20 protein-coding genes and 1 pseudogene are annotated in these 23,752 nt (G+C 64.7%); 7 read left to right on the top strand and 14 right to left on the bottom strand.

Annotation, left to right across the window (positions count from 1 at the left end; translation table 11 throughout):
• Window positions 1-138 precede the first annotated feature (138 nt).
• Window positions 139-1,680: an MFS transporter gene (locus SB756_RS23235; protein ID WP_410912018.1), complete on the bottom strand. Its 1,542-nt coding sequence runs from the start codon at window positions 1,678-1,680 to the stop codon at window positions 139-141.
• A gap of 280 nt (window positions 1,681-1,960) precedes the next feature.
• Between SB756_RS23235 and SB756_RS23230 the strand changes: the two genes are divergently transcribed.
• On the top strand, window positions 1,961-2,824 hold the full coding sequence (locus SB756_RS23230) for a LysR family transcriptional regulator (protein ID WP_410912016.1): 864 nt from the start codon (window positions 1,961-1,963) through the stop codon (window positions 2,822-2,824).
• Between the two features lie 67 nt (window positions 2,825-2,891).
• On the opposite strand, the gene SB756_RS23225 is transcribed toward SB756_RS23230, so the two are convergent.
• The 3 genes from SB756_RS23225 to SB756_RS23215 form a co-directional block, all read right to left on the bottom strand.
• Window positions 2,892-4,283, bottom strand: coding sequence for an amino acid permease (locus SB756_RS23225; RefSeq protein ID WP_016501678.1), 1,392 nt, complete (start codon window positions 4,281-4,283; stop codon window positions 2,892-2,894).
• A gap of 501 nt (window positions 4,284-4,784) precedes the next feature.
• Window positions 4,785-6,140 (bottom strand): glucarate dehydratase, encoded by a 1,356-nt coding sequence (gene gudD / locus SB756_RS23220; RefSeq protein WP_341796841.1) that lies wholly within the window; start codon window positions 6,138-6,140, stop codon window positions 4,785-4,787.
• A 19-nt stretch (window positions 6,141-6,159) separates the two neighbouring features.
• The gene (locus tag SB756_RS23215; protein ID WP_341796842.1) at window positions 6,160-7,512 is read right to left on the bottom strand and encodes an MFS transporter; all 1,353 of its coding nucleotides are present in this window, start codon (window positions 7,510-7,512) and stop codon (window positions 6,160-6,162) included.
• A 260-nt stretch (window positions 7,513-7,772) separates the two neighbouring features.
• Here SB756_RS23215 and SB756_RS23210 point away from each other — a divergent pair, with 260 nt between their 5' ends.
• Complete coding sequence (locus tag SB756_RS23210) at window positions 7,773-8,474, top strand: FadR/GntR family transcriptional regulator (RefSeq protein WP_341796843.1); 702 nt, start codon at window positions 7,773-7,775, stop codon at window positions 8,472-8,474.
• Window positions 8,475-8,553: 79 nt separating this feature from the next.
• On the opposite strand, the gene SB756_RS23205 is transcribed toward SB756_RS23210, so the two are convergent.
• The 4 genes from SB756_RS23205 to SB756_RS23190 form a co-directional block, all read right to left on the bottom strand.
• Complete coding sequence (locus tag SB756_RS23205) at window positions 8,554-9,564, bottom strand: zinc-dependent alcohol dehydrogenase family protein (protein WP_410912014.1); 1,011 nt, start codon at window positions 9,562-9,564, stop codon at window positions 8,554-8,556.
• Between the two features lie 130 nt (window positions 9,565-9,694).
• Entirely contained in the window at window positions 9,695-10,285 is a 591-nt protein-coding gene (locus SB756_RS23200; protein ID WP_028614113.1) for an HAD family hydrolase, read from the bottom strand.
• The gene (tesB, locus tag SB756_RS23195) at window positions 10,282-11,151 is read right to left on the bottom strand and encodes an acyl-CoA thioesterase II (protein WP_410912012.1); all 870 of its coding nucleotides are present in this window, start codon (window positions 11,149-11,151) and stop codon (window positions 10,282-10,284) included. The genes SB756_RS23200 and tesB overlap by 4 nt, the downstream gene beginning before the upstream one ends.
• Before the next feature lie 96 nt (window positions 11,152-11,247).
• On the bottom strand, window positions 11,248-11,817 hold the full coding sequence (locus tag SB756_RS23190) for a GNAT family N-acetyltransferase (RefSeq protein ID WP_049274282.1): 570 nt from the start codon (window positions 11,815-11,817) through the stop codon (window positions 11,248-11,250).
• Between the two features lie 353 nt (window positions 11,818-12,170).
• Between SB756_RS23190 and SB756_RS23185 the strand changes: the two genes are divergently transcribed.
• Window positions 12,171-13,085: a histone deacetylase gene (locus SB756_RS23185; protein WP_016489319.1), complete on the top strand. Its 915-nt coding sequence runs from the start codon at window positions 12,171-12,173 to the stop codon at window positions 13,083-13,085.
• A 148-nt stretch (window positions 13,086-13,233) separates the two neighbouring features.
• Window positions 13,234-14,475, top strand: a complete 1,242-nt coding sequence (locus SB756_RS23180) for a TIGR03862 family flavoprotein (protein WP_341796846.1) — start codon at window positions 13,234-13,236, stop codon at window positions 14,473-14,475.
• 35 nt (window positions 14,476-14,510) lie between these two features.
• Here the strand turns inward: SB756_RS23180 and SB756_RS23175 are convergent, their stop codons facing one another.
• The 5 genes and pseudogenes from SB756_RS23175 to SB756_RS23155 form a co-directional block, all read right to left on the bottom strand.
• Window positions 14,511-15,833, bottom strand: coding sequence for a DEAD/DEAH box helicase (locus SB756_RS23175; protein WP_016501688.1), 1,323 nt, complete (start codon window positions 15,831-15,833; stop codon window positions 14,511-14,513).
• 55 nt (window positions 15,834-15,888) lie between these two features.
• Window positions 15,889-16,809 carry a drug/metabolite exporter YedA gene (yedA, locus tag SB756_RS23170; protein WP_410912010.1) on the bottom strand — a complete coding sequence of 307 codons (921 nt, stop codon included), beginning with the start codon at window positions 16,807-16,809 and terminating at the stop codon, window positions 15,889-15,891.
• A gap of 122 nt (window positions 16,810-16,931) precedes the next feature.
• Window positions 16,932-17,536: pseudogene (locus tag SB756_RS23165) on the bottom strand (PolC-type DNA polymerase III).
• A gap of 9 nt (window positions 17,537-17,545) precedes the next feature.
• Window positions 17,546-18,025 (bottom strand): NYN domain-containing protein, encoded by a 480-nt coding sequence (locus SB756_RS23160; RefSeq protein WP_341796848.1) that lies wholly within the window; start codon window positions 18,023-18,025, stop codon window positions 17,546-17,548.
• Window positions 18,026-18,097: 72 nt separating this feature from the next.
• Entirely contained in the window at window positions 18,098-18,862 is a 765-nt protein-coding gene (locus tag SB756_RS23155; RefSeq protein ID WP_341796849.1) for a DUF2076 domain-containing protein, read from the bottom strand.
• Window positions 18,863-19,029: 167 nt separating this feature from the next.
• Here SB756_RS23155 and SB756_RS23150 point away from each other — a divergent pair, with 167 nt between their 5' ends.
• Window positions 19,030-19,686, top strand: coding sequence for a YciC family protein (locus SB756_RS23150; protein WP_341796850.1), 657 nt, complete (start codon window positions 19,030-19,032; stop codon window positions 19,684-19,686).
• 36 nt (window positions 19,687-19,722) lie between these two features.
• Here SB756_RS23150 and hrpB read toward each other — a convergent pair whose 3' ends face one another.
• On the bottom strand, window positions 19,723-22,251 hold the full coding sequence (gene hrpB, locus SB756_RS23145) for an ATP-dependent helicase HrpB (RefSeq protein ID WP_341796851.1): 2,529 nt from the start codon (window positions 22,249-22,251) through the stop codon (window positions 19,723-19,725).
• 117 nt (window positions 22,252-22,368) lie between these two features.
• On the opposite strand from hrpB, the gene SB756_RS23140 reads away from it, so the two are divergent.
• Window positions 22,369-22,788: a hypothetical protein gene (locus SB756_RS23140; RefSeq protein WP_016489328.1), complete on the top strand. Its 420-nt coding sequence runs from the start codon at window positions 22,369-22,371 to the stop codon at window positions 22,786-22,788.
• Between the two features lie 26 nt (window positions 22,789-22,814).
• Window positions 22,815-23,684, top strand: a complete 870-nt coding sequence (locus tag SB756_RS23135) for a cation diffusion facilitator family transporter (RefSeq protein WP_341796852.1) — start codon at window positions 22,815-22,817, stop codon at window positions 23,682-23,684.
• Window positions 23,685-23,752 lie beyond the last annotated feature (68 nt).

Genomic DNA, 23,752 nt, shown 5'->3' with positions numbered 1-23,752 from the left:
ACGCGCCATTGCTGGCGCGCAGTGAAATGACATTTTCCGGTTGTATTAGTTGCGCGCAAGGGTGAAATAACCGCGGTCAGCTACCTACTCATCCGAGTGCGGTTTCAAAGCGGTTTCGCCGGTGTGGATACAGGCCTTTTACAGGGGTTGGCTTTGCGCCAGTAGCGTTTCCTGCGTAACGGGCAGCGGGCGGCTCAGCAGCACGCCAACCACCACCGCGAACACCAGCGCTGCAAAGCCCGCAACCTGCAACACGGCCTCGAAGCCACCCATGAACGCCTGGCGGGCCAAGGGTGCCACCGCTTCACGCAAGCCCGGATCAAGCAGCGCCAGGGCCGCCTGCAGGTCGCCCGCCGCTACCCGCGTGGCCATCGCAGCAACCTGGCCCACTTGCGATGGCGCTACGGCAACCAGGGCTTCGTGAAGCAATTGCCCGCTGCGGGCGGCCAGTACGCCCCCCAGTAAACCGATAGCCAGGACGATGGCCCCGAAGCGCGTAGTTGTACTTAACCCGGAAGCCATCCCGGTACGCTGGCGTGGCACACAAGCCATGATGTTTTTCTGGGTGTCGCCATTTAGCAGCCCGGCACCCGCCCCCAGCACCAGGCTGGCCAGGGCAAAGGCTGCATAGCCGCCAAACCCGGCGGCCCAGGCACACAGCAGGTTGCCCACCCCCACCAGCACCAGGCCCAACGCAAACACCTGCGCCGGGCTCAAGCGGGTGGCCAGGCGCATGCCCAGCCGCGGCGTCACCAACATGGCAATGGCGAACGGCAACATGCCTGCGCCAGCGGCCAGGGCCGAAAGCTGCAGGCCGTTCTGCAGGTACAGCGGTAGCAAGGTCATCATCACCTGGGCGCAAGCGGCGTACGCGAACATGCCCAGCAGGGCGCCGACGAAACGCCCGCTGCGCATCAGCCGCAGGTCGATCATCGGCCGTGCCTGGCTGCGCTCGACCATGACGAACAAGCCGAACAGGAAGGCGCTGATCACCAGCCGCCCAAGGGTTTGCGCGCTGCCCCAGCCCACCTGGTTGGCATCGATCATCGCCCAGATCAGGTAGCCCAGGCTGCCGGCGAAGGTCAGGCTGCCCCATGGGTCGAGCCGGGCGGCGTCGGTGTCGCGAGATTCTTCGACACTGCGCATTACCATCACGGCAAGCAGCGCTACCAGCGGCAGGTTGATGTAGAAGATCCAGCGCCAACCCAGGGTGCTGGCGATTATCCCGCCCAATAACGGCGCAAAGGTGATGGTGGCGCCCATGCAGGCACCCCAGAAAGCCCACGCGCGCATGCGCTCCTGCGGCTCATGAAAGCGGTTGCCGATCGCGGCCAGGGCCGAGGTCAGCAACAAAGCAGCCCCAACACCCTTGGCGGCCCTGGCCAGGTCAAGGAACAGCAGGTTGGGCGCGGCACCACACGCCAGCGAGGCCAAACCGAACAGCACCAGGCCGAGCAGCAGCATGCGCCGCCGGCCAAAACGGTCGGCCAGGCTGCCGGCGGGCAACAGGCAGGCGGCGAAGGCCAGCAGGTAGGCGCTGACTACCCACTCGATATCGGCGAACGAGCCGGACAGGTCGCGGGCGATGCTGGGCAGGCTGACCGCGACGATGTTGGTGTCGAGAATGATCAGGGCACAGACCAGGGAGGCAGTGAGCAGGGTGAAACGTGCAGAGGGCATGATGGGGCTCCGGAAGCTGAGCGGGCTGGCTCGGAGGTACTGTCAGCTTGCAGCATCGCCGGGGCTGCTTTGCAGCCCATCGCAGGCAAGCCAGCTCCCACAGGTTTTGCGTAACCTCCGAAAGCGCTGCAGCCCCTGTGCAAAGCGGTACCCTGCAATTGCACAGGCAGGCTTTGCCGCCAAGCCACCAGCCTTGTAGTGTTGGCCTTACCATACCGCCGCCTGCGCCAAGGCTTGTTAGCCCCGGCGGCCCGCGTCATTACCCTGCAGGTAACACCTGATGGAAATCCGCCATTTCCGCTATTTTCTCTGCGTCGCCCGCCACGGCCATTTCACCCGGGCCGCCGAGCAGTTGGGCATCGCCCCGCCCACCCTCAGCCGGCAGATCCAGGACATGGAACGCGAGCTGGGTGTGCGCTTGTTCGAGCGCAGCCAGCGCGAGGTCAACCTGACCGCCGCCGGCCAGGCGTTGTTGATCGAGGCGGAGCACGCCGTGCGCCAGTTCGATGCGGCGCAACTGGGCGCACAAAGGGCCGCCCGTGGCGAAAGCGGGCGTATCGAACTGGGCTACGTGGCCTCGGCCGCCTACTCGGGCATGCTCCAGCAGCACGTCAGCCGCTACAGCGAAACCTGCCCTGGCGTGCGCCTGAATATCCGTGAACTGCCCATGGCCGAACTCCCCGGCATGGTCCGCGACGGCTTGCTCGACCTTGCCTACGTGCGCTCACCGATGGAGCTGCCAGACGCACTGGAAGCCATCGCCCTGCACCAGGAAGGTTTCGTCCTCGCCCTGCCCGCCAGCTCGCGGATCAACGAAGTACCGCAGATCCCGGCCTCGCGCCTGGCCAACGAAACCTTCATCCTGCCCGAGCAGATTTCCGGCACGCTGGAAGTGGCCGCGCAAGGTGGTTTCGTGCCCAGGCTTGGTCCACAACCCGGCAGCCTGGTGGCAGTGATTACCTTGGTATCCCTTGGGCAAGGCATTGCCGTAGTCCCGGCATCGGTGGTGCAGCGCATCAACCTGCCACAGGTGAACTACCGGCAGATCGTCGATTGCCAGGCCAGCTCGTGGCTAAGCCTGATCCACCGGCGGTTCGAGAAAGCGCCGGCAGCGATGAGGTACATCGAGATGTTGAAGGCCTGACCGTCGCCCAGAAAAACAAAGGGCACCCTCCTCGGGTGCCCTTCGCCTTACCGCCCGGTGAACTCAGTCACCCCATCGACCGCGCCCCCACCGGTTGCGCATGGCCGCGCGAGGTCACGATCCCCAGGAAGGAAATCACGATCGCCAGGCCCAAAGTAGAGCTGACCTCCACCCGATGCTCGGGCGTGTACATCATCACTGCCAGCGCCCCGGCAATGAAGATGATCACCGCCCAGGTCAGGTACGGGAACAGCCACATGCGGAACTTCAGCTCGGTGTTCTCCCGCTCCAGGCGGCGGCGCATGCGCAGCTGCGAAATGGCGATGACCATGTACACCAGCAGGGCGATGGCCCCGGAGCTGGCCAGCAGGAACTCGAACACGCCCTTCGGTGCGAAGTAGTTGAGCACGGCGATGGCTGCGCCGATCAGGGTGCTGCCAAACACTGCAGCGCGCGGTACGCCAACCTTGGAGGTCTTGTTGAGGAAGGCCGGGGCGTCACCGCGCTTGGCCAGCGAATACATCATCCGCGAAGCAATGTAGATCGACGAGTTCATGCAGCTGGTCACAGCCACCAGCACCACCAGGTCGACCATGAACGCCGCGTTGGGGATGTTCATGATTTCCAGCGCACGCTGGTACGAGCCCACCACCGCCAACTGCGGGTCGTTCCACGGCACCACCGAAATGATCACGAAGATCGACAGGATGTAGAAGGTGCTGATACGCCAGATCACCGAGCGCGTGGCTTTGGCGATGTTGCGCGAAGGGTCGCTGGATTCGGACGCGGCGATGGTCACCGCCTCGGTGCCGATGAAGCTGAACATCACGGTGATGAACGCACCGACCACTGCCGACCAGCCCTTCGGCGCAAAGCCGCCGTACTCGGCCATCAGCCCGCTCAGGCCGCTGACCTCGCGGTTGGGCAGCCAGCCCATCAGTGCGGCAAAGCCCAGGCCGATAAAACCCAGAATCGCCGTAACTTTCAGGATGGCGAACCAGAACTCGAACTCACCGTACTTGGCCACGCTGAACAGGTTGGTGCAGGCCAGCAGCAGTACCGAGGCCAAGGCGAAGATCCAGCTGTCCACCTGCGGGAACCAGGCGTTCAGCACATGCCCGGCAGCCAGTGCTTCGATAGGGATTACCAGTACCCAGAACCACCAGTACAACCAGCCGATGGTGTAGCCGGCCCAGCGGCCGATGGCCTGGTCGGCGTAGGTGGAAAACGATCCGGTATCAGGGTGTGCCACGGCCATTTCGCCGAGCATGCGCATGACCAGTACCACGAGGGTTCCGGCCACGAAATAAGAAACTATGGTAGCTGGCCCGGCCGCCGCGATGGCGTGACCAGAGCCTACGAAAAGTCCGGCGCCGATGATGCCGGCGATGGACAGCATCGTTACATGACGAGGCTTGAAACCTTGTGCAAGGTTGCCATCAGATCCCACGGTGCTCATTGGTGTTGTTCTCTTTTTGCTGACACAAGGATGGACGGGCAGGCGTAGGCGAAAATATCTCCTTTCAAATCAGTTAGTCGACAGGTTGCTCGCGCGCTGTTGTTGATCTTTGGCGCGCATCACAGAGCAACGTGTCCGTGCGGTTCGGGCTTCATTTAAGCCTCGCAGGGCTGCGGGAAATTACACGAGAACGCCCCGGAACTGTTCGATCACGACAGGGCAGTTCCATTACCGCCAGATGTCGCGAATGGCATGCCCGATCGCGCCATCGGGCCATCTGGCGCTTTTGTTTTTCATTTGGATGTGTGTTGCCAGTGCCGGCCTCTTCGCAGCACAAGGCTGCTCCTACAGGGACCGCACAAGTCTCAAGGGCAGCGGGGTACCTGTAGGAGCAGCCTTGTGCTGCGAAGAGGCCAGCACAGGCCCAGGTATTTTCAGCCACCCACAAAAAAGCCCCGGTCACCCAGGGCTCTCTTTGCCCACACTGGGCCTGCAATCGCTTCAACGCACCAGGCAAGGCCGCTTGTTATCGAACTGCCAGCCCGAAATCAGAAACTGCATCGCCACACTGTCATCCCGCGCCCCCAACCCCATGTTGCGGTAGCACTCATGGGCCTTGGCCAACTGGTCCTCATCCAGTTCCACCCCCAGCCCCGGCCGGGCCGGTACCCGCACGTGCCCGTCCACTATGCGCAGCGGTTCACGGGTAAGGCGCTGGCCATCCTGCCAGATCCAGTGGGTGTCGATTGCGGTGATCTCGCCCGGCGCCGCAGCCGCCACCTGGGTGAACATCGCCAGCGAAATGTCGAAGTGGTTGTTCGAATGCGAACCCCAGGTCAGCCCCCAGTCATTGCACATCTGCGCCACCCGCACCGAGCCCTGCAAGGTCCAGAAGTGCGGGTCGGCCAGCGGAATATCCACAGCCTGCGACTGGATCGCATGGCCCATCTGCCGCCAGTCGGTGGCAATCATGTTGGTGGCGGTGCGCAGGCCAGTGGCACGGCGGAACTCGGCCATCACCTCACGGCCCGAGTAACCGTTCTCGGCGCCGCAGGGGTCTTCGGCATAGGCCAGCACGTGATGCTTGTCGCGACACAGGGCAATGGCCTCTTTCAGTGACCAGGCGCCGTTGGGGTCAAGGGTGATGCGCGCTTCGGGGAAGCGCTCGGCCAGCGCCGTCACGGCCTCCATCTCCTCCTCGCCACGCAGCACGCCGCCCTTGAGTTTGAAGTCGCTGAAGCCATAGCGCTGCTCGGCCGCTTCGGCCAGGCGCACCACCGCTTCCGGGGTCAAGGCCTTCTCGTGGCGCACGCGGAACCAGTCGTCATCGGCATCGGCCTCGTTGCGGTAGGCCAGGTCGGTCTGCTGACGGTCGCCGATGTAGAACAGGTAGCCCAGCATCTTCACCGCATCGCGCTGCTGCCCCTCGCCCAGCAGAGCCGCCATGGGCACGTTGAGGTGCTGGCCAAGCAGGTCGAGCATCGCCGACTCGATGGCCGTTACCGCATGCACGGTAATCCGCAGGTCGAAGGTTTGCAGGCCACGGCCCGCCGAGTCCCGGCTGGCAAAGGCCTGGCGCATGGCATTGAGCACGCGCTGGTAGTGGCCGACCGGCTGGCCGACTACCAGGCTGCGGGCGTCTTCCAGGGTCTGGCGAATCTGTTCACCGCCAGGCACCTCGCCCAGCCCGGTATTGCCAGCACTGTCGCGCAGCACTACTACGTTGCGGGTAAAATACGGGCCATGGGCGCCACTGAGGTTCAGCAGCATGCTGTCATGGCCGGCCACGGGGATCACCCGCAGGTCGGTGACCACCGGGGTGCTGGTATGAACGGCGGGATTGGTCTGCATATTCATGATTGTTGTCTCGCAGTATTCAGTGGGTCTGGCCCAGGGCCGAGGGGGCCTTGAGGTCATCGGAAGGGGCGCCCTTTGGGCGAGTGCGTACGAAGAAGATGGCAATGGCCGCCAGCACCGAGGTCACGGCCAAGCCATACAGCCCGCCCTGGATCGAGCCGGTCTGCTGCTCCAGCAGGCCGAAGGTGGTGGGGGCAACAAAGCCGCCGAGGTTGCCGACCGAGTTGATCAGGGCGATCACTGCCGCCGCGATGCGGGCATCCAGGTAACCCTGCGGGATCGGCCAGAACAGTGACGATGCCGATTTGAAACCAATGGCCGCGAAGCACACGGCGACAAAGGCGAACACCGGCCCACCGGTGGTGGACATGAACATGCCGATGGCCGCGACCACCAGGGCACCGGCTACCCAGGCCTGCTGGAACTTCCAGCGCGCAGAGCCAGCGGCGAAGGCGTACATGGCCAGGATCGAGATTAGCCACGGGATCGAGTTGAAGAAGCCGACCTGCAGGTCGCTGAGGTCACCCATGCGCTTGATGATGCTGGGCAGCCAGAAGGTGGCGGCGTAGATGGTCAACTGGATGCAGAAGTAGATCACGCAGAACAGCACGATCTGGCGGTCCTTGAGCAGGCTCCAGGCCGAAGCCTTGACCGTGCCAACGGCTTCGCGCTCACGCTGCTCGCGGTCGATGGTGGCCACCAGCGCGTCCTGCTCAGTCTGGCTCAACCACTTGGCATCCTGCGGCTTGGAGTCCAGCCAGAAAAACACGAAGAAGCACAAGGCGACCGAGGCCATGCCTTCGATGAACAGCATCCACTGCCAGCCATGCATGCCCAGGCCCTGGATCTGCATCAACGCCCCGGCCAGCGGCCCGGAAATCAGCGAAGCCAGCGCCGAACCGCTGAGGAAAATGGCAATCGCCTTGCCGCGCTCGGCGCCTGGCAGCCAGCGGGTGAAGTAGTAGATCACCCCGGGGAAGAAGCCCGCCTCGGCAACACCCAGCAGAAAGCGCAGCACGTAGAACTGGGTTTCGTTCTGCACAAAGGCCATGGCCGTGGCCACCAGCCCCCAGGTGAACATGATGCGGGTCAGCCAAAGCCGCGCCCCCACTTTTTGCAGCAGCATGTTCGAAGGCACTTCGAACAACGCGTAGCCAATGAAGAACAAGCCGGCGCCAAAGCCGTAGGCCGCGGCGCTGATGCCCAGATCGCTTTCCAGATGCGGGCGGATGAAACCGATATTGACGCGGTCGAGGTAGTTGACGATGAACATGATGACGAACAGCGGCAGGACATGGCGCTTGACCTTGGCTACAGCACTGGCCAGGGCGTCGCCGTCATTCCGGGCAGACGGAGCGAGGGTGTCGTTCACGTGCGAATCTCCCACTAATTGTTTTTGTGCGGGTCTTGGTTGTCTGACATGGCAGTGAGATGAGCATATTCGCGACGATGTTGTACGACAAGATCAACAGTGTCGGCAAAATGGCAAAATACAAGCTGTCACAATGCCAATATGCTGCGATCTTTCAAAAGTAGAGAAGTCAAATGCCAGCTTGGAGGCAGAAAAAATCGGCAAAAAATAATTTGATGGATTAACTTGTCGTACAAGTACAGCGCGAAACGGATCACACCATGGAACCCGAACACACCCGCAAACGCGGCCACAGCCGTGCCCATGACTTGGTCTCCAGCCTGACCCAGCAGATTTTGCTGGGCACCTTCAAGCCGGGTGACAAGCTGCCCTCAGAGAACACACTGGTGCGCGAGCATGGCGTCAGCCGCACGGTGGTGCGTGAAGCCTTGTCCAAGTTGCAGGCTTCCGGGCTGGTGGAGCCGCGCCACGGTATCGGTACCTTCGTGATGGAGCGCCAGGCCCAGGCCGGGCTGCGCATCGCGGCGGAAAGCGCGGCGAATGTGCGCGACCTGCTGGAGCTGCGCATTGGCCTGGAAGGCCAGGCCGCCGCCCTGGCTGCGCTGCGCCGTGACGAGGGGCACCTGGTGCGCATGCGCCAGGCGCTGGATGACTACCAGGACCTGGCAGCCGCCGGCGACAGCTGTATCGAGCCCGACCGGCGTTTCCACCTGCTGATTGCCGAGGCCACCGGCAACCTGTACTTCACCGAAATGCTGCTGCATCTGGGCAACAGCCTGATCCCGCGCAACCGCATGGCCCTGGCCGAACGCGGCGGGGCGAAGCTGGCGCGGCAGGCGTACCTGGCCAACCTGGAGCATGAGGCAATCCTCAATGCCATCCGCCGGCAAGACCCGGACGCGGCGCGGGCGGCGGTATGCCTGCACCTGTCCAACAGCCGCGACCGTTTGCTGCCGGACTAGGGGCCGCTGCGCAGCCCTTAGCAGGCACGCCCGCTCCCACAGGTACCGCGTATGGGCAGGGCGTGTGGGAATCCAGCCCTCACCAGGTCAGGCAGATCTTGCCGAAATGCCGGTTGCTTTCCTGGTAGCGGAACGCCTCGACGATCTGCTCCAGTTCGAAGTGCTTGTCCACCACCGGCCGCAGGCCGTTGGCATCGATCGCGCGCACCATCGCCTGCTGCTGGGCGCGGCTGCCCACCAGCACACCTTGCAGGCGAATCTGCCGCACCAGCGCCTGCACCAGCGGCAGCTGACCGGCCACGCCGGTAAGGATGCCGATCAGCGACACATGCCCACCGATGCGCGCGGCAATCATCGACTGTTCCAGCGTCGCCGGGCCACCCACCTCGATCACATGGTCGACACCACGGTTGTCGGTGAGCGCGCGCACTTTCTCGCCCCAGGCCGGGGTGCTCTTATAGTTGATCAGGTAATCGGCGCCCAACGCTTTCAGGCGCTCCAGCTTGGCGTCGCTGGACGATGTGGCGATCACGGTGGCGCCAGCCAGCTTGGCAAACTGCAGGGCGAAGATCGACACACCACCGGTGCCCTGCACCAGCACCGTGTCGCCAGGCTTGAGGTGGTCGTCGCTCATCAGCGCACGCCAGGCGGTAAGGCCAGCGGTGGTCAGGGTAGCGGCTTCGGCATGGCTGAAGCCTTTGGGCGCCAGGGTGAACGCGGTCGCGCGGGCGGTCACCTGTTCGCGGGCATAGCCGTCGAGGCCGTCACCGGGCACCCGGGCAAAGCCCTCGACAGTGGCCTGGCCGTCGAGCCAGTCGGGGAAGAAGGTGCTGACCACATCGTCGCCGACCTGGAACTCGCTGACGCCTTCGCCCACCGCAACCACTTCGCCAGCGCCATCGGCCATGGGGATACGCCGCTCGCTCGGGCCCCACATGCCGCTGACCACGGCGAAGTCATGGTAGTTGAGGGAGCTGGCGTGCAGGCGCACGGTGATTTCGCCGGCCTTGGGGGCCTGGGCCTCGCTGGTGCCGACCTCGACCTTGTCGTAGCCGCCGCCGGGTTGTACGTAGATGGCCTTGCTGGTCATGGGTGGGTCTCCGTATCAGAGGAAAGAATGGGGTTCAGCATAGACAGGTCCGGCACCACAGACCTGAGACTTGCACAATACCGGTGGGAGCGGGCATGCCCGCGAAGAGGCCCGCATTGCCGACACAAAATCAGCCCAGCATCACCTTCAGCGCTCGGCAATCGGCCGCATGCCAGTCCACCAGTTCTGGCCACGGGTTATCCGGCAGATTCACCAGCACCGTGCGCGCACCTGCAGCACGCCCACAGTCCAGGTCAAACCGGTAATCCCCCACCATCACCAGCTCGCCCGGCGCCACGCCCCAGGCACTGGCGATCTTCAGTAGCCCGTCCGGGCTCGGCTTGGGCGCCGCTTCGTCACGCCCCAGAATGTGCTCCACCGGGAAGCAGTCTGCCAGGCCGATGGCCTCCAGCGTCACATGCGCCAGCTCGCGGGCATTGCGGGTCAGAATACCCAGCCGGCACCCCCGCCCGGCCAGCTCGCGCACCAGCTCCACCGCGCCGGTGGCCGCCGTGGAGGCAACCGCCAGGTCGCGTTCGTGCTCCAGCAACCAGGCATGCTTGGCCGCTGCTACATCTGCCGGCAAGGCCGCCAGATGGGTGAGGATGTCGTGCTCGGCCGGGATGTCCAACGCCACGCGAATGGCGTCGAAATCATGCACGGCCACGGTCAGGGTGCCGTCCATGTCGAACACCCAGTTACGCACCTCGCCCAGGCTCATGCCCAGTCCTTGCGATGGCGAATCAGGCCTTCCTGGCTCGACGATGCCACCAGTTGCCCGGCCTGGTTGAAGATGCTGCCGCGGCAGAAACCGCGAGAATTCCCGGCCCAGGGGCTGTCGGTTGCGTAAAGCAGCCACTCGTCGGCCCGCAGGTTGCCATGGAACCACAGCGAATGGTCGAGGCTGGCGATCTGCATGTCGCGCTGCCACACCGACTTGCCATGCGGCAGCAACGCCGTGGTCAGCAGGCCGAAGTCCGAGGCATAGGCCAGCAGGTACTTGTGCAGGGCAGGTACGTCCGGGAGGCTGCCGTCGGCGCGGAACCAGGCGTACTTCACCGGGTCGCCGGGCTTGGGGTTGAACGGGTCGCGCTCGGTGATCGGGCGGATCTCGATCGGCTTGGCGCACAGCACTTTGTCGCGAATACGCTCGGGCAACTGGTCGGCCATGGCGCGGGCCAGCTCCACCTCGCTCGGCAGGTTTTCCGGGCCGACCACGTCTGGCATTTGTGCCTGGTGCTCGAAACCTACCTCGTCGTACTGGAACGACGCGCTGCAGGTGAAGATGGTCTGGCCCTTCTGGATCGCCGTTACCCGCCGGGTGCTAAAGCTGCCGCCATCGCGCACGCGGTCCACCGAGTACACCACCGGCAGGCTGGCATCGCCCGGGCGCAGGAAGTAGCCGTGCAACGAATGCACATGGCGAGCATCCTCGACCGTCTGGCTGGCCGCCGACAAGGACTGGCCCAGCACTTGCCCACCGTACAGCTGACGGAAGCCCAGGTCCTGGCTACGCCCACGGAACAGGTTCTCCTCGATGGATTCGAGGCTCAACAGGTCGACCAGGTCGTCCAACACATGACTCATTGGGGGTTCTCCTCGCAAGGCAACACGTCTCTACAGCGCTCGTTATGAAGGCAAATGATACAGGGTTTGTCATTCGCGCCGGGCATGGCCGTGCATTCAGGCGCGCAGGGTGCGCTCCCAGTGTGCGCGGTCGATGCGGTACAGCACGTGCGGGCGCAGCGGATGGCCCTCGGCCAGGCGGGGGTGTTCGAAGCTGCCGTTCAGGTCCTGCTGCATGCCGATGGCTTGCATCACCTTCTGCGACGGCAGGTTGCTCTCGCTAGTGAACGACACCACTTCTTCCAGGCGCAATTGGGCGAAAGCACAACGCAGGCAGGTCCACGCCGCCTCACTGGCAAAGCCCAGGCCCCAGTGGCGACGTGCCAGGCGCCAGCCGATCTCCACCGCCGGGGCAAAGGGTGCCTCGAAGTTGACATTGAGCAACCCGGTCATGCCGATGAACGCGCCGCTGTCTTTGCGCTCCAGCGCCCACAGGCCAAAGCCGTACTCATTGAAATGCCCGCGCACACGGCCGATCAACGCAGCCGCCTCAACGCGCGTCAGCGGCGCCGGAAAGTAGCGCATCACCTGGGGGTCGGCACACAGCGCGGCGAACTCGCGCAAATCATCGTCATGCCATTGGCGCAGCACCAGCCGTGCGCTTTCCAGTTGGAGGATGGGGGTCATTGGGCCTGCTCCGGTTTACCGCCTTGCAGTTTACAGCGTAGGCGCGGGCGCGGGTTTCACCCAACCGGCAGCAGCCGAATGCAATTTTCACACGCCCTTCACCGGCCCCAGACAGGCGGGAGGCTGAACAAACCTGACTGGCAACGCGTATTGGCCAGCACCGCCAAGTGATGCAGGCAATCACAATTCCCTTGTAGGAGCAGCCTTGTGCTGCGAAGAGGCCATTACTGCCACAGACACTTGTTTGTCATACCGGCCCTTTCGCAGCACAAGGCTGCTCCTACAGGCGATTGGGCAGCAAAGCGGCCCCGGCCATGGCAAGATCAGCACTGGCCCTGATTGCGACCCCACCCATGCCGTTGCCGCTGATCTACCACGAAGACTACAGCCCGGAGTTCCCCGCCGAACACCGCTTCCCGATGGACAAGTTCCGCCTGCTGCATGACCACTTGGTCGACAGCGGGCTGACCACCGACCAGGCGCTGCTGCGCCCGGACATCTGCCCCAACGACATCCTCGCCCTGGCCCACGACCGTGGCTACATCGAACGTTACATGAACGGCGACCTGTCCCGCGAGGACCAGCGTCGCCTCGGCCTGCCCTGGAGCGAAGCCCTGGCCCGGCGCACGGTGCGGGCAGTGGGTGGCTCGCTGCTGACCGCCGAGATGGCGCTGCAACATGGCATCGCCTGCCACCTCGCCGGTGGCACCCACCATGCCCATTACGACCACCCCGCCGGCTTCTGCATCTTCAACGACCTGGCCGTGATCAGCCGCTACCTGCTGGAGGCTGGCCGGGTACACCGGGTACTGATCTTCGATTGCGATGTGCACCAGGGTGACGGCACCGCGCGCATCCTGCACGACACCCCCGAAGCCATAACCGTGTCGTTGCATTGCGAACAGAACTTCCCGGCCCGCAAGGCGCAGAGCGACTGGGACATTCCCCTGCCTCGGGGCATGGGCGATGCGGCCTACCTGAAGGTGGTGGATGACACCCTCAACTACCTGCTGCCGCTCTATCAACCCGACCTGGTGCTGTATGACGCCGGCGTCGATGTGCACAAGGACGACGCCCTGGGCTACCTGCAACTGACCGACGCCGGCCTGGCCGCCCGTGACGAAGCGGTGCTGCGCCATTGCCTGGGCCGTGACATCCCGGTGGTTGGCGTAATCGGCGGCGGCTACAGCAAGGACCGCGAAGCGTTGGCCAGGCGCCATGGCATCCTGCACCACAGCGCGGCACGCGTCATCGGTTGTTCACAATGACTGTGGAACCGCTTGTGGATAACCTGCGGGAAAGGCGCTGTAGCCCTTTGTACACAAGGCCTGCAGAACTCTGATCGTTTTTTGACCAGTGCTTCCATGGGCAGCGCTGCGCTAGAATGCGCATCTTTTCCACAGCCTGCTGCCCACCATGCCCGATCTGAACCCCGCCTCCCCTCCCCTCGCCGTCGTTATCGGTGGCGGCCCCGCCGGCCTCATGGCCGCCGAAGCGCTGGCCCAGGCAGGCCTGGCGGTCGAGGTGTTCGACGCCATGCCTTCGGTGGGGCGCAAGTTCCTGCTCGCGGGGGTTGGCGGCATGAACATCACCCACTCCGAGCCATACCCAGCGTTCGTTTCACGCTATGCCGAGCGCCAGGGCGAAGTCGATGCGCTGCTGCGCGACTTCGACGCCGACGCCTTGCGACAGTGGATTCACGGCCTGGGCATCGAAACTTTCGTCGGCACCTCGGGGCGGGTGTTCCCCACCGACATGAAGGCCGCGCCATTGCTGCGCGCCTGGCTCAAGCGCCTGCGCGACAGCGGGGTAGTTATCCACACCCGCCACCGCTGGTTGGGCTGGAACGCCGACGGTGCCTTGCGGATCGCTTATCCACAGGGCGAGCGCGCGGTGAAGGCTGCAGTCGTGGTACTGGCGCTGGGTGGCGGCAGTTGGGCGCGGCTTGGTTCGGATGGCGCCTGGCAGCCATTGCTGGCCGAACGGGCTGTGGATATCTCGCCTTTGCAGTCCAGCAACTGCGGGTTTGAGGTGGAAGGCTGGAGCGCATTGCTGAAGGAAAAATTCGCGGGTGCACCACTGAAGAACATTGCCCTCAGCGTCCCCGGCAGCGCCCCGCGCAAGGGCGAGTTCATCCTCACCGCGCAGGGTGTTGAAGGCAGCCTGGTGTATGCCTGGTCGGCGCCGGTGCGTGAGGCCATCAACCGCGAAGGCCGAGGGGTCCTGCTGCTCGACCTGCTGCCGGACAAGCCTGTGGACAAAATTGCCCAGGCACTGGCCAAGCCACGCGGTTCGCGCTCCATGGCCAAGCATCTGCACAGCCAGCTGGGCATTGATGGTGTGAAGGCGGCGCTGCTGCGCGAGCTGACCGATCAGGCGACCTTTGCCGACCCACTGGTACTGGCGCAGGCGATCAAGGCATTGCCGATCACATTGGTGCGTACGCGGCCACTGGATGAAGCAATAAGCAGTGCCGGCGGGGTACGCTTCGAGGGGCTGGATGAGGGGTTGATGGTCAAGGGCATGCCGGGGGTGTTCTGTGCCGGCGAGATGCTGGACTGGGAGGCGCCGACCGGGGGGTATCTGCTGACGGCTTGCTTCGCCAGCGGGTTGCGCGCCGGGCGGGCGGCGGCGGATTGGGTTACGCGGGTTTCCTGACAGATTTTTGGGGCCGCTTTGCGGCCCCAAAAAACTCAAGGCTTACGCTTACGCGGCCCACCATTGAAGCTCGGCACCTTGCGCACCGCCTTCACAGCAGGCTCCGGGTCCCCACTGTCCATCCAGCGCCCCAGCCCGCGCTTGGCGCTGTTCTCTTTCGGCTTTTTAGGTTTCTTCGGCTTCTTGATCACCTGGCCACTGGCGTCGGTCATCGGCACCCGGTGATCAGGGATGAAATCCGGCTCTTCATGACGTGGCAGGGTCTGCCGGGTAAGCACTTCGATAGCCCCCAGCAACTGCACTTCATCCGCGCACACCAGCGAAATCGCCTCGCCTTTGTTACCCGCCCGCCCGGTACGGCCGATGCGGTGCACGTAATCCTCGGCAACGATCGGCAGGTCGAGGTTGACCACCAGCGGCAGGTCGTCGATATCCAGGCCACGGGCCGCCACGTCGGTTGCCACCAGCACCTGAATCTCGCGGGCCTTGAAGCTGTCCAGCGCACGCTGGCGGGTGGCCTGCGGGCGGTCACCGTGGATGCCGTCGGCGTTCACGCCTTCGGCCAGCAAGCGCGCCACCAGTTGGTCGACACCGTTACGGGTCTTGGCAAATACCAGCACCTGCGTCCAGCGTTGCTTGCGCAGCAGGTGGCAGAACAGGTCTTCCTTGCGCTTCTTGTCCACAGGTACCAGCCACTGCTTGACGCTGGTCGCGGTGGCGTTGCGCGGGCTCACTTCGATACTGATCGGGTCGTTCAGGGCCAGCCCGGCCAGCACGCGAATTTGGTCAGAGAACGTGGCGGAAAACAACAGCGTCTGGCGCTTGCGGGGCAGCGCGGCGTACACCGATTGCAGTTCTTCGGCAAAGCCCAGGTCGAGCATGCGGTCGGCTTCGTCCAGCACCAAGGTCTGCACCTGGTTGAACTTGACCGCGTTTTGCCGGAACAGATCGAGCAAGCGGCCCGGGGTGGCCACCAACAGGTCGACGCCACGGCGCAGGCGCATCATCTGCGGGTTGATGCTGACGCCGCCGTACACCGCGTAAGTGCTCAGCGGCAGGTTCTCGGCGTACTCGCGCACGTTGTTGTGCACCTGCTCGGCCAGCTCGCGGGTAGGCACCAGCACCAGCGCGCGGATCGAGTTGCTGGCCACCTTCTCGCCCTCCAGCGCCAGACGCTGCAGCACGGGCAGGGCAAAGCCTGCAGTCTTGCCGGTACCGGTCTGGGCTGCGGCCATCAGGTCGCGGCCGGCCAGCACGGCGGGGATGGCCTTGGCCTGCACCGGGGTCGGGGTGGTGTAGTCCAGCTGCTGCAGGGTGCGCAGCAGCGGTTCGATCAGGCCGAGTTTGGCGAAATTCATGGCAATACCGTCAGGGGGTTCAGCGAAGGCGGCAAGTTTACCGCATCACCCCGGCCTACTTGCAGATTTCGCCTTCCAGCGGCTGCGCAGGCGCAGGTGCCTTGCGCCACTGTGGCAGGCCGATCAGCACCACCGCACCGATAATCACCGCCATGGCCACGCACTCCTCTGCGCCAATCTGTTCGCCGGCAAAGACGATGCCCAGCAGCACGGCAACCGCCGGGTTGACGTAGGCATAGCTGGTGGCCGCCGCCGGGCGTACGTTCTTGAGCAGGTACATGTAGGCGCTGAACGCCAGGATCGAGCCAAAGAACACCAGGTAGGCCAACGCCCCCCAGCCGGCCGCGGTCGGCATCTGCGTCATACGCTCGCCAGACAGCACGCTGCCCAGCAACAGCGCCGCGCCACCCACCAGCATTTCCGCCGCGCTGGCCATCGGCCCCTTGGGCAATGGCAAGGTCTTGCTCCACACCGAGCCGAACGCCCACGACGCCGCCGCGAAAATGATCAGGGCAGCACCCACCGGGCTTGCCTGCAAGTTCGAACCCAGGTTCAGCAGGCCGATACCCACCAGCCCCAGGGCAATCCCCGCCCACTCCAGCCGCGAGTTGCGGTGCCCGAACAACAGGCCGAACAGCAAGGTGAACAAGGGCACTGTCGCCACCGCCAGCGCCGCCACGCCCGATGCCACCCCGGCATGTTCGGCCACGGTCACACCGCCGTTGCCACAGCTGAGCAGCAGAAAGCCGATTGCCCCTGCCGCCCGCCACTGCGCCCAGGTCGGCGCCGGCGCACCGCGCCAGCGCAGAAAACCGTACAGCAGCCCCCCAGCAATCACGAAGCGCACACCAGCCATGAGCATCGGCGGCCAGCTCTCCACGCCAATACGAATGAACAGATAGGTAGAGCCCCAGACCAGGTACAAGGCCAGGAAAGCACCAATGAGCAGCAACGGGAAGCGACGGGCGGCAGGCATGGGAAAAACTCGAAATCCGTTTACGGGTGATTCAGTTTAACGGCCTGCCTGGGTGAAGTTACGTTACAGAACGGGCTCAAATGAGCGGCACACTTTTGGTGCGCACAGCTTGGACGGTGGCCTTAGCGGAACTTGGCCAGGGTTTCACGTACCTTTGCGGCAGGCACTTTCTGCAGACGGCAAAGCAGGCCATGGGACAGTTGCTGAATACCATGGGCCTGGCGCAGTTCGCCTACCAGGTGCTGCAGCAGGTTGGCGGCCATCTCGGCATCGGCCATGGCCCGGTGCGCGGTACCGGTGTCCGGCAGGCCGGCCCAGCGGGTCAGGGTGCCCAGCTTGTGGTTCGGTGCCATCGGCAGCAGGCGCCGCGACAACAGCAGGGAGCAGGCGAACGACTGGCTGCGGCTACGGCCGATGCGACTCAGTTCGTAGTCCCAGAACTTCTGGTCGAACGCCGCGTTGTGTGCCAGCAGCGGGGTGTCGCCGACAAACTCGGCCACTTCGTCATAACCTTGTCCACCGGTGGTGCGCTGCGCAGCATGGCGGTGGTAATCCCGGTCAGCCCGGCGACGAAGGCCGGTACCGGCACGCCAGCGTTCATCAGGCTCTGGTAGCGCTCGACGATACGCCCGCCTTCCAGCATCACCACTGCCACTTCGGTGGCGCGGCAGCCGGCGCCAGGGCTGATGCCGGTAGTTTCAAAGTCGATGACAGCAATACGTTCCATGAAGGGGCCTCAATGTTTGAGCAACAGCTTACCCTCGATGGGCACATAACGGGTGGCCGCACGGATCAGCGACAATGCGGTAAGCCCAGGCACGCCATACACCACGGCCTCTGTACCGTGGCGCTGGATCACCCGTTCCAGCAGCAGGTCGAAGTCGCCATCGCCAGAGGCCAGCACCACCTGGTCGACCCGGCTGGCCGCATCGATCACATCCAGGGTAATACCCACATCCCAGTCCCCTTTGGCCGAGCCATCGCTGCGCTGGATGAAAGGCTTGAGGCGCACATCGAAACCAAGGTTGCGCAAAATCTGCTGGAACTGCTGTTGCTTGCTGTCGCCACGGTCGATGGCATAGGCCACCGCTTCGACAATTTCGCCTTCACGGATGACGTCGGCCCACAACGCGGTGTAGTTGAAATGGCACCCGTGGGCCTGGCGCACGGTGTAGTAGAGGTTCTGCACATCGGCGAACAGCGCGATCTTTTTCACCTGGGAACCTCATGTCTGGCCCGCGAAGGGGCGCAAAGCGCCCCCAAAATTGCCAGCAGTATGCCAGACCTGTCACACGTACGAATCGTCGTCCGAGAAGAACCCGCCATCGTCGCTGCCGTAATCGGTGTCGGCATAACCGCCCTGGTCACTGCCCCAACCACCGTTGTCAGCCACTTGCTGCTGCCCGCCCTGATCGTTCCAGCCACCGCTGTCGCTGGCCGGTGCTGGCTCTTCCTTGATTACCTCGACCACTTCCTCGGGCTGTGAATTGTGGTTGAACAGGCTGCTGATGCCCTGGGCCAGCAACACACCACCGGCCACACCGGCTGCGGTCTGCATGGCCCCACCGAGGAAGCTGCTGGCACCGCCGCGCGCCGGCGCAGCGCCAAAGCCTGGCTGCTGCGGTTGCGGCTGAGCCTGGGAGAAGCCCGGTGCCGACGGCTCGCGCCAGCCACCACCGGATGCTGCAGGCGGCGCCGAAGGGCGCTGAGGCTGCACAGCCGGCGCCGCATTGCGCCCGCCCGAGCCAAAGATGCTGGACAAGAAACCACCGCCGCCGCTGCCCGGTGCGCCGTTGCCAGCCTGTGCCGCCTCGGCCTGGGCGCGGGCCTGCTTCAACTCGGCCTCCAGCTGCTTGTTCTGTTCGTCGAGGCGCTTGATTGCCGCCTCCTGCACCAAAATCGCCTGGGCCATGTAGTAAGGCGCCGCCGGCTGCTGGCGCAGGTGTTGCTCGATGCACGCCTGGGCCTGCGCGTCACGCGGCTGGCTTGGGTCTTCGGCTTGCTTGATGCGGCCGAACAGGCCGTCGATCAGGGTTTGTTCTTCAGTGTTCATGGGGCGACCTCGTGGGGTAGCAGGACAACGGACAGCGTCAAAGATGGGGTGTAGCGGCACGGGATTCAATCACTGGCGCCGTGAAACTTTTTTCAGCAAGTGACAGCCCCACGCCCGCTTTGGGCTAAAGTTATGCCCCTGATTTTACTGCCATGCGATGTTGACTGATGAATCCGCTGAGCGTTCTGCGCGACTCCCTGTACTTCTTCCGCCGCCACCTGCCGAACATCCTCCAGCTGTGCCTGCCGTTGGTGGTGCTGGAGGCCTTGCTCACCCAGCTGCTGTACCGGCAGATGGGCGACCAGGCATCGCCGGCCTACGGCATGCTGGTCAGCCTGCTGTTCTACCCGCTGTACAGCGCGGCACTGATTCTTTACCTGCACACGCGCAGCAACGGCCAGGACATCGGCAAGCGCGACCTGTTCGCCCGCGCCCTGCAGCTATGGCCGCAACTGGCCCTGCTGATCCTGATCAGTTCGCTGCTGATCATGGCCGGCCTGGCGCTGTTCATCTTCCCGGGCGTGTGGATCATGATCAACCTGGTGTTCGCCGAGTACCTGCTGGTGCTGCGCGGCCTGCCGGTGGTGCAGGCAATGCGCGAAAGCGCACGCATGACCACCGGGCACTTCATGCGCATCATGATTTGCGTGGTGGCCGTGCTGGCACCGATCTGGCTGATCGACGGGCTGTTGCTGATGGCCTTCCCCGAGCCATCGCCGGGCATGGAGCTGGCCATGGACAGCCTCAGCGGCTTCCTGCAGTTGTTCAGCACCGTGGTGCTGTACCGCCTGTTCATGCTGCTGGAGGGCGAAGCCGGGGCGTGATGCCCAGGCCCGCGTTTCGGCCAGGCAGCACCGTAATCAGGTACCCCGAGGCTTGGCCCGCGCCGTAGCTTCGGCCACCAGAGGGTCGTCCGGCCAGTAATGCTTGGGGTACCGCCCTTTCAGGTCTTTCTTCACTTCGGCATAGGTCGTGCGCCAGAAGTTGGCCAGGTCCTGGGTCACCTGCACCGGTCGGCGTGCCGGCGACAGCAGGTGCAACTTGACCTGCTGCCGGCCATTGGCGATGCGCGGGGTATCGGCCAGGCCGAACAGTTCTTGCAGGCGCACGGCGAGAATCGGCGGGGTTTCGCTGTAGTCCAGCCGGATATTCGAGCCGGACGGCACGGCCAGGTGCGCGGGGGCCTGTTCTTCCAGGCGTTGCGGCAGCGGCCAGGGCAGCAGATTGCGCAGCAGCGACGGCAGGTCCAGCGCGCTGAAGTGGCTGAGCCGGGACACTTTGCCAAGGTAGGGCTGCAACCAGTCTTCCAGGCTGGCGAGCAGCGCCTCGTCACCCAGGTCGGGCCATTCGCTTTGCCCGTCCCTGTCCAGGTCCAGCTGGCGCAACAGTGCCACTCGCGCCTGCCACTGGCGCAGTTCCGGGGTCCATGTCAGCAGGTTCAGGCCTTTGCGCCGTACCAGGCCAAGCAGCGCCTTGGCCCGCGCTTCGTCAGTCAGGCCCGCCAGTGGTTCACGGCTTAGTATCAGCTCACCGACTTTGGTTTGCCGCTCGGCACGCAGCACCTGCTCACGCTCGTCCCAGTCGAGTAGATCGACACGCTCGACCTGCTCGGCCAGCACATCATCAAGCAGCGCCGGGTCAAATTCTGCCGCAAGGTAGATGCGCTCTTCGCGCTGGCCCTGGCGGCTGCCCAGGTCGGCGATCACCAACCACGGGTGCTTCATCAACGCATCGACCTCGCCGAACAAGGCAGCACGGCCGTTGGCCAGGCGATACTCGGCGCCCCCTGCACGCCGCTGCTGCGCGACCCGGTCGGGATAGGCCAGCGCCAGCAAGGCGCCAAGCCAGCGCGGATGATCGGGGTCGGCGACGGCGGCCCCGGCCTTGCCGCGCAACAGGCCACGGTACTGACGCGCAAGCTGCCGGGCGCGCTGCACGCCACCCTGGCCGCCACGGCTGGCCTTGCTCTCGCCGCTGACCAGGGCCAGCCGGCTGTGCAGGTCGGCACCGCCGCCACGCTGGATATCCCGCTCACCGAGCAACGCCGCCACATCACAGGCCATGGCGGCCAAACCCAGGCTCTGCCCCCGCAGCAACAAATGGGCGATACGGGGGTGGGCCGGCAGCTCGGCCATGGCCTGGCCGTGATCGCTGAGGTTGTCGCGGCTGCCCGGTTTGAATGCCCCCAGGCGCGCCAGCAGGTCCTGAGCCTGGGTAAACGCTGCGCTGGGCGGCTGGTCGAGCCAGCTCAACTGATGGGGGGCGACGCCCCAGCGCGCCAGTTGCAGGGCCAGGCCTGCCAGGTCGGCCTGGAGGATTTCGGCGCTGCCATGGGCAGCCAGTTGGTCATGCTGGGCTTCGGACCACAGCCGGTAGCACACGCCCGGCTCCAGGCGGCCGGCACGGCCGGCACGCTGGGTGGCGCTGGCGCGGGAGATACGCTGTGTATCCAGCCTGGTCATGCCACTGCCAGGGTCAAAACGCGGCACCCGGGCCAGGCCCGCGTCGATCACGACGCGCACGCCGTCGATGGTCAGGCTGGTTTCGGCAATGTTGGTGGCCAGCACCACCTTGCGCTGGCCCTTGGGCGCCGGGTCGATGGCTGCACGCTGGGCATTGAGGTCAAGTTCGCCATGCAGCGGGCACAGCAGAATCTCCGGCCGCTCGCCCAGTGCTTCCTGCAGGCTCTGATGCACCCGGCGGATTTCGGCCTGGCCCGGCAAGAACACCAGCACGCTGCCCGTCTGGTCGGCCAGCGCCTGCAGCACGCTGTCCACGACCCGTGGCTCGATGAACTCGCCCGGCTGGAAGGGCCGCCCCCAGCGGATGTCCACCGGGTGCATGCGGCCCTCACTGCTGACCACCGGGGCGTCGTCCAGCAGCCGTGACAGGCGCTCGCCTTCCAGGGTTGCCGACATCAGCATGATCTTCAGCGGTGGGTCGTCACGCAGCAACGCGCGGCCGTTGAGGCTCAGCGCCAGGGCCAGGTCGGCATCCAGGCTGCGTTCGTGGAATTCATCAAAGATCAGCAGGCCCACGCCTTCCAGCGCCGGGTCGGCTTGCAGGCGGCGGGTAAGAATGCCTTCGGTCACCACCTCGATACGGGTTTTCGGCCCGACCTTGCTGTCCAGGCGGATGCGGTATCCCACCGTTTCACCCACCTGCTCGCCCAGTTCACTGGCCAGCCGTTCGGCTGCCGCACGCGCCGCCAGGCGCCGCGGTTCGAGCATGAGGATGGTCTGCCCGGCAAGCCACGGCTCGTTCAGCAGCGCCAGCGGCACGCGGGTGGTCTTGCCGGCGCCGGGTGGCGCTTCGAGCACAGCTTCGTCACGTTTTTCCAGGGCATGGCGCAAAGCAGGCAAGACGGCATCGATCGGTAATGAAATCATGGTGGTCCTCGAACAATCTGGCGAGTATAACGGCGAACCCAGCCTGCTCTATCATGGTCTTAAGCTTCAGGCGCAGGCGCTTCGCTTGCCCTGCTGAATACCTTCTCGGAGATTTACATGCGCATCCCATCCCGCGTCATCGGCGGCGCCCTCATCGCCACCTTGCTGACCCAGCTGACGGCCTGCGGTACCATTTTCTACCCGGACCGGCGCGGCCAGATCGGCGGCAAGATCGACCCCGTGGTAGCCGCAATGGACGCCATCGGCATTCTGTTCTACGTCATCCCGGGGCTGATTGCCTTCGGCATCGACTTCGCCACTGGCGCCATCTACTACCCGGGTGGCCGCACCGCCCAGGTCGACCCGGCCAAGCTGCAAGAAGCAGTAAGCCCCGACGGCAAGGTCGACAACCTGAAGTTGCAGGCCATTCTCGAAAGCGAACTGGGCCAGCGCCTGCCGCTGAATGACCCACGGCTGATCCAGCACCGCGGCAGCGTCGAACAGCTGGCCAGCCTGGGCCTGGTGCCGGCAGCCTGAACCCCACGCACGGACGTTGACCACGGATGATCACCCCAGCCGAACACCAGCGCCTGCTACGCCTGGCCACCCGCGCCTCACTGGCGGTGGCCAGTATCCTGGTGCTGAGCAAGGCGCTGGCCTGGTGGCTGAGCGGCTCGATCAGCCTGCTGGCCGGGTTGACCGACTCGGCACTGGATGCTGTCGCCTCGTTTATCAACCTGCTCGCCGTGCACTACGCCTTGCGCCCGGCCGACGACGACCACCGTTTTGGCCATGGCAAGGCCGAAGCCTTGGCCGGTATGGCGCAAGCGCTGTTCATCGGCGTCAGTGCGGTGCTGATTGGCGTACAGGCGGCCGAACGCCTGCACACGCCGCAACCCTTGGGCGATACCGGCGTCGGCATTGCAGTGATGCTGCTGTCGCTGGGGCTGACCTTTGCCTTGCTGGCACTGCAACGCAAGGTCGTTCGCCTGACCGGCTCCACCGCAGTGCGGGCCGACTCCCTGCATTACCGCTCGGACCTGCTGTTGAACAGCAGCATTCTGCTGGCCCTGTTGCTGGCACGCTTTGGCTGGCCACAACTGGATGCACTGTTCGGCCTGGGCATTGCCTGCTACATCCTCTGGAGCGCGTTGCAGATTGCCCGCGAGAGTACGGCAATCCTGATGGACAAGGAGCTGCCCGGTGATGTTGGCGAGGACATGACCACACTGGTTTTGGCCATACCCGGGGTGAAAGGTGTGCATGACCTGCGTACGCGGGTGTCGGGCAACCAGTGGTTCGTGCAGCTGCACCTGGAGCTGCCGGGGCAGTTGCCGCTGCATGATGCGCATGGTTTGTGCGTGGAGGCCTCGCGGGTGATCCGCCAGCGTTATCCACTGGCGGATGTGATGGTGCACGCCGACCCTGTTTGAATCTGCAAGGGTCCTATCGCCGGCAAGCCAGCTCCCACAGGGCCTGCACTGGCCTGGAGGCATGCGCA

Source organism: Pseudomonas sp. SIMBA_068, from assembly GCF_046534705.1.
In the GTDB taxonomy this organism is placed as follows: Bacteria; Pseudomonadota; Gammaproteobacteria; order Pseudomonadales; family Pseudomonadaceae; genus Aquipseudomonas; species Aquipseudomonas putida.
This window is presented reverse-complemented; position numbering and strand designations above follow the sequence as displayed.

Bases quoted from the DNA above. Each gene is read 5' to 3' on its own strand.
- SB756_RS23205 (WP_410912014.1), bottom strand. From the start codon at position 9,564: ATGACCAGCAAGGCCATCTACGTACAACCCGGCGGCGGCTACGACAAG.
- SB756_RS23150 (WP_341796850.1), top strand. From the start codon at position 19,030: ATGAATCCGCTGAGCGTTCTGCGCGACTCCCTGTACTTCTTCCGCCGC.
- hrpB (WP_341796851.1), bottom strand. From the start codon at position 22,251: ATGATTTCATTACCGATCGATGCCGTCTTGCCTGCTTTGCGCCATGCC.
- yedA (WP_410912010.1), bottom strand. From the start codon at position 16,809: ATGCCTGCCGCCCGTCGCTTCCCGTTGCTGCTCATTGGTGCTTTCCTG.
- gudD (WP_341796841.1), bottom strand. From the start codon at position 6,140: ATGAATATGCAGACCAATCCCGCCGTTCATACCAGCACCCCGGTGGTC.
- SB756_RS23190 (WP_049274282.1), bottom strand. From the start codon at position 11,817: ATGACCCCCATCCTCCAACTGGAAAGCGCACGGCTGGTGCTGCGCCAA.
- SB756_RS23135 (WP_341796852.1), top strand. From the start codon at position 22,815: ATGATCACCCCAGCCGAACACCAGCGCCTGCTACGCCTGGCCACCCGC.
- SB756_RS23235 (WP_410912018.1), bottom strand. From the start codon at position 1,680: ATGCCCTCTGCACGTTTCACCCTGCTCACTGCCTCCCTGGTCTGTGCC.
- SB756_RS23140 (WP_016489328.1), top strand. From the start codon at position 22,369: ATGCGCATCCCATCCCGCGTCATCGGCGGCGCCCTCATCGCCACCTTG.
- SB756_RS23225 (WP_016501678.1), bottom strand. From the start codon at position 4,283: ATGAGCACCGTGGGATCTGATGGCAACCTTGCACAAGGTTTCAAGCCT.
- SB756_RS23180 (WP_341796846.1), top strand. From the start codon at position 13,234: ATGCCCGATCTGAACCCCGCCTCCCCTCCCCTCGCCGTCGTTATCGGT.
- SB756_RS23200 (WP_028614113.1), bottom strand. From the start codon at position 10,285: ATGAGCCTGGGCGAGGTGCGTAACTGGGTGTTCGACATGGACGGCACC.
- SB756_RS23175 (WP_016501688.1), bottom strand. From the start codon at position 15,833: ATGAATTTCGCCAAACTCGGCCTGATCGAACCGCTGCTGCGCACCCTG.
- SB756_RS23185 (WP_016489319.1), top strand. From the start codon at position 12,171: ATGCCGTTGCCGCTGATCTACCACGAAGACTACAGCCCGGAGTTCCCC.
- tesB (WP_410912012.1), bottom strand. From the start codon at position 11,151: ATGAGTCATGTGTTGGACGACCTGGTCGACCTGTTGAGCCTCGAATCC.
- SB756_RS23230 (WP_410912016.1), top strand. From the start codon at position 1,961: ATGGAAATCCGCCATTTCCGCTATTTTCTCTGCGTCGCCCGCCACGGC.
- SB756_RS23210 (WP_341796843.1), top strand. From the start codon at position 7,773: ATGGAACCCGAACACACCCGCAAACGCGGCCACAGCCGTGCCCATGAC.
- SB756_RS23155 (WP_341796849.1), bottom strand. From the start codon at position 18,862: ATGAACACTGAAGAACAAACCCTGATCGACGGCCTGTTCGGCCGCATC.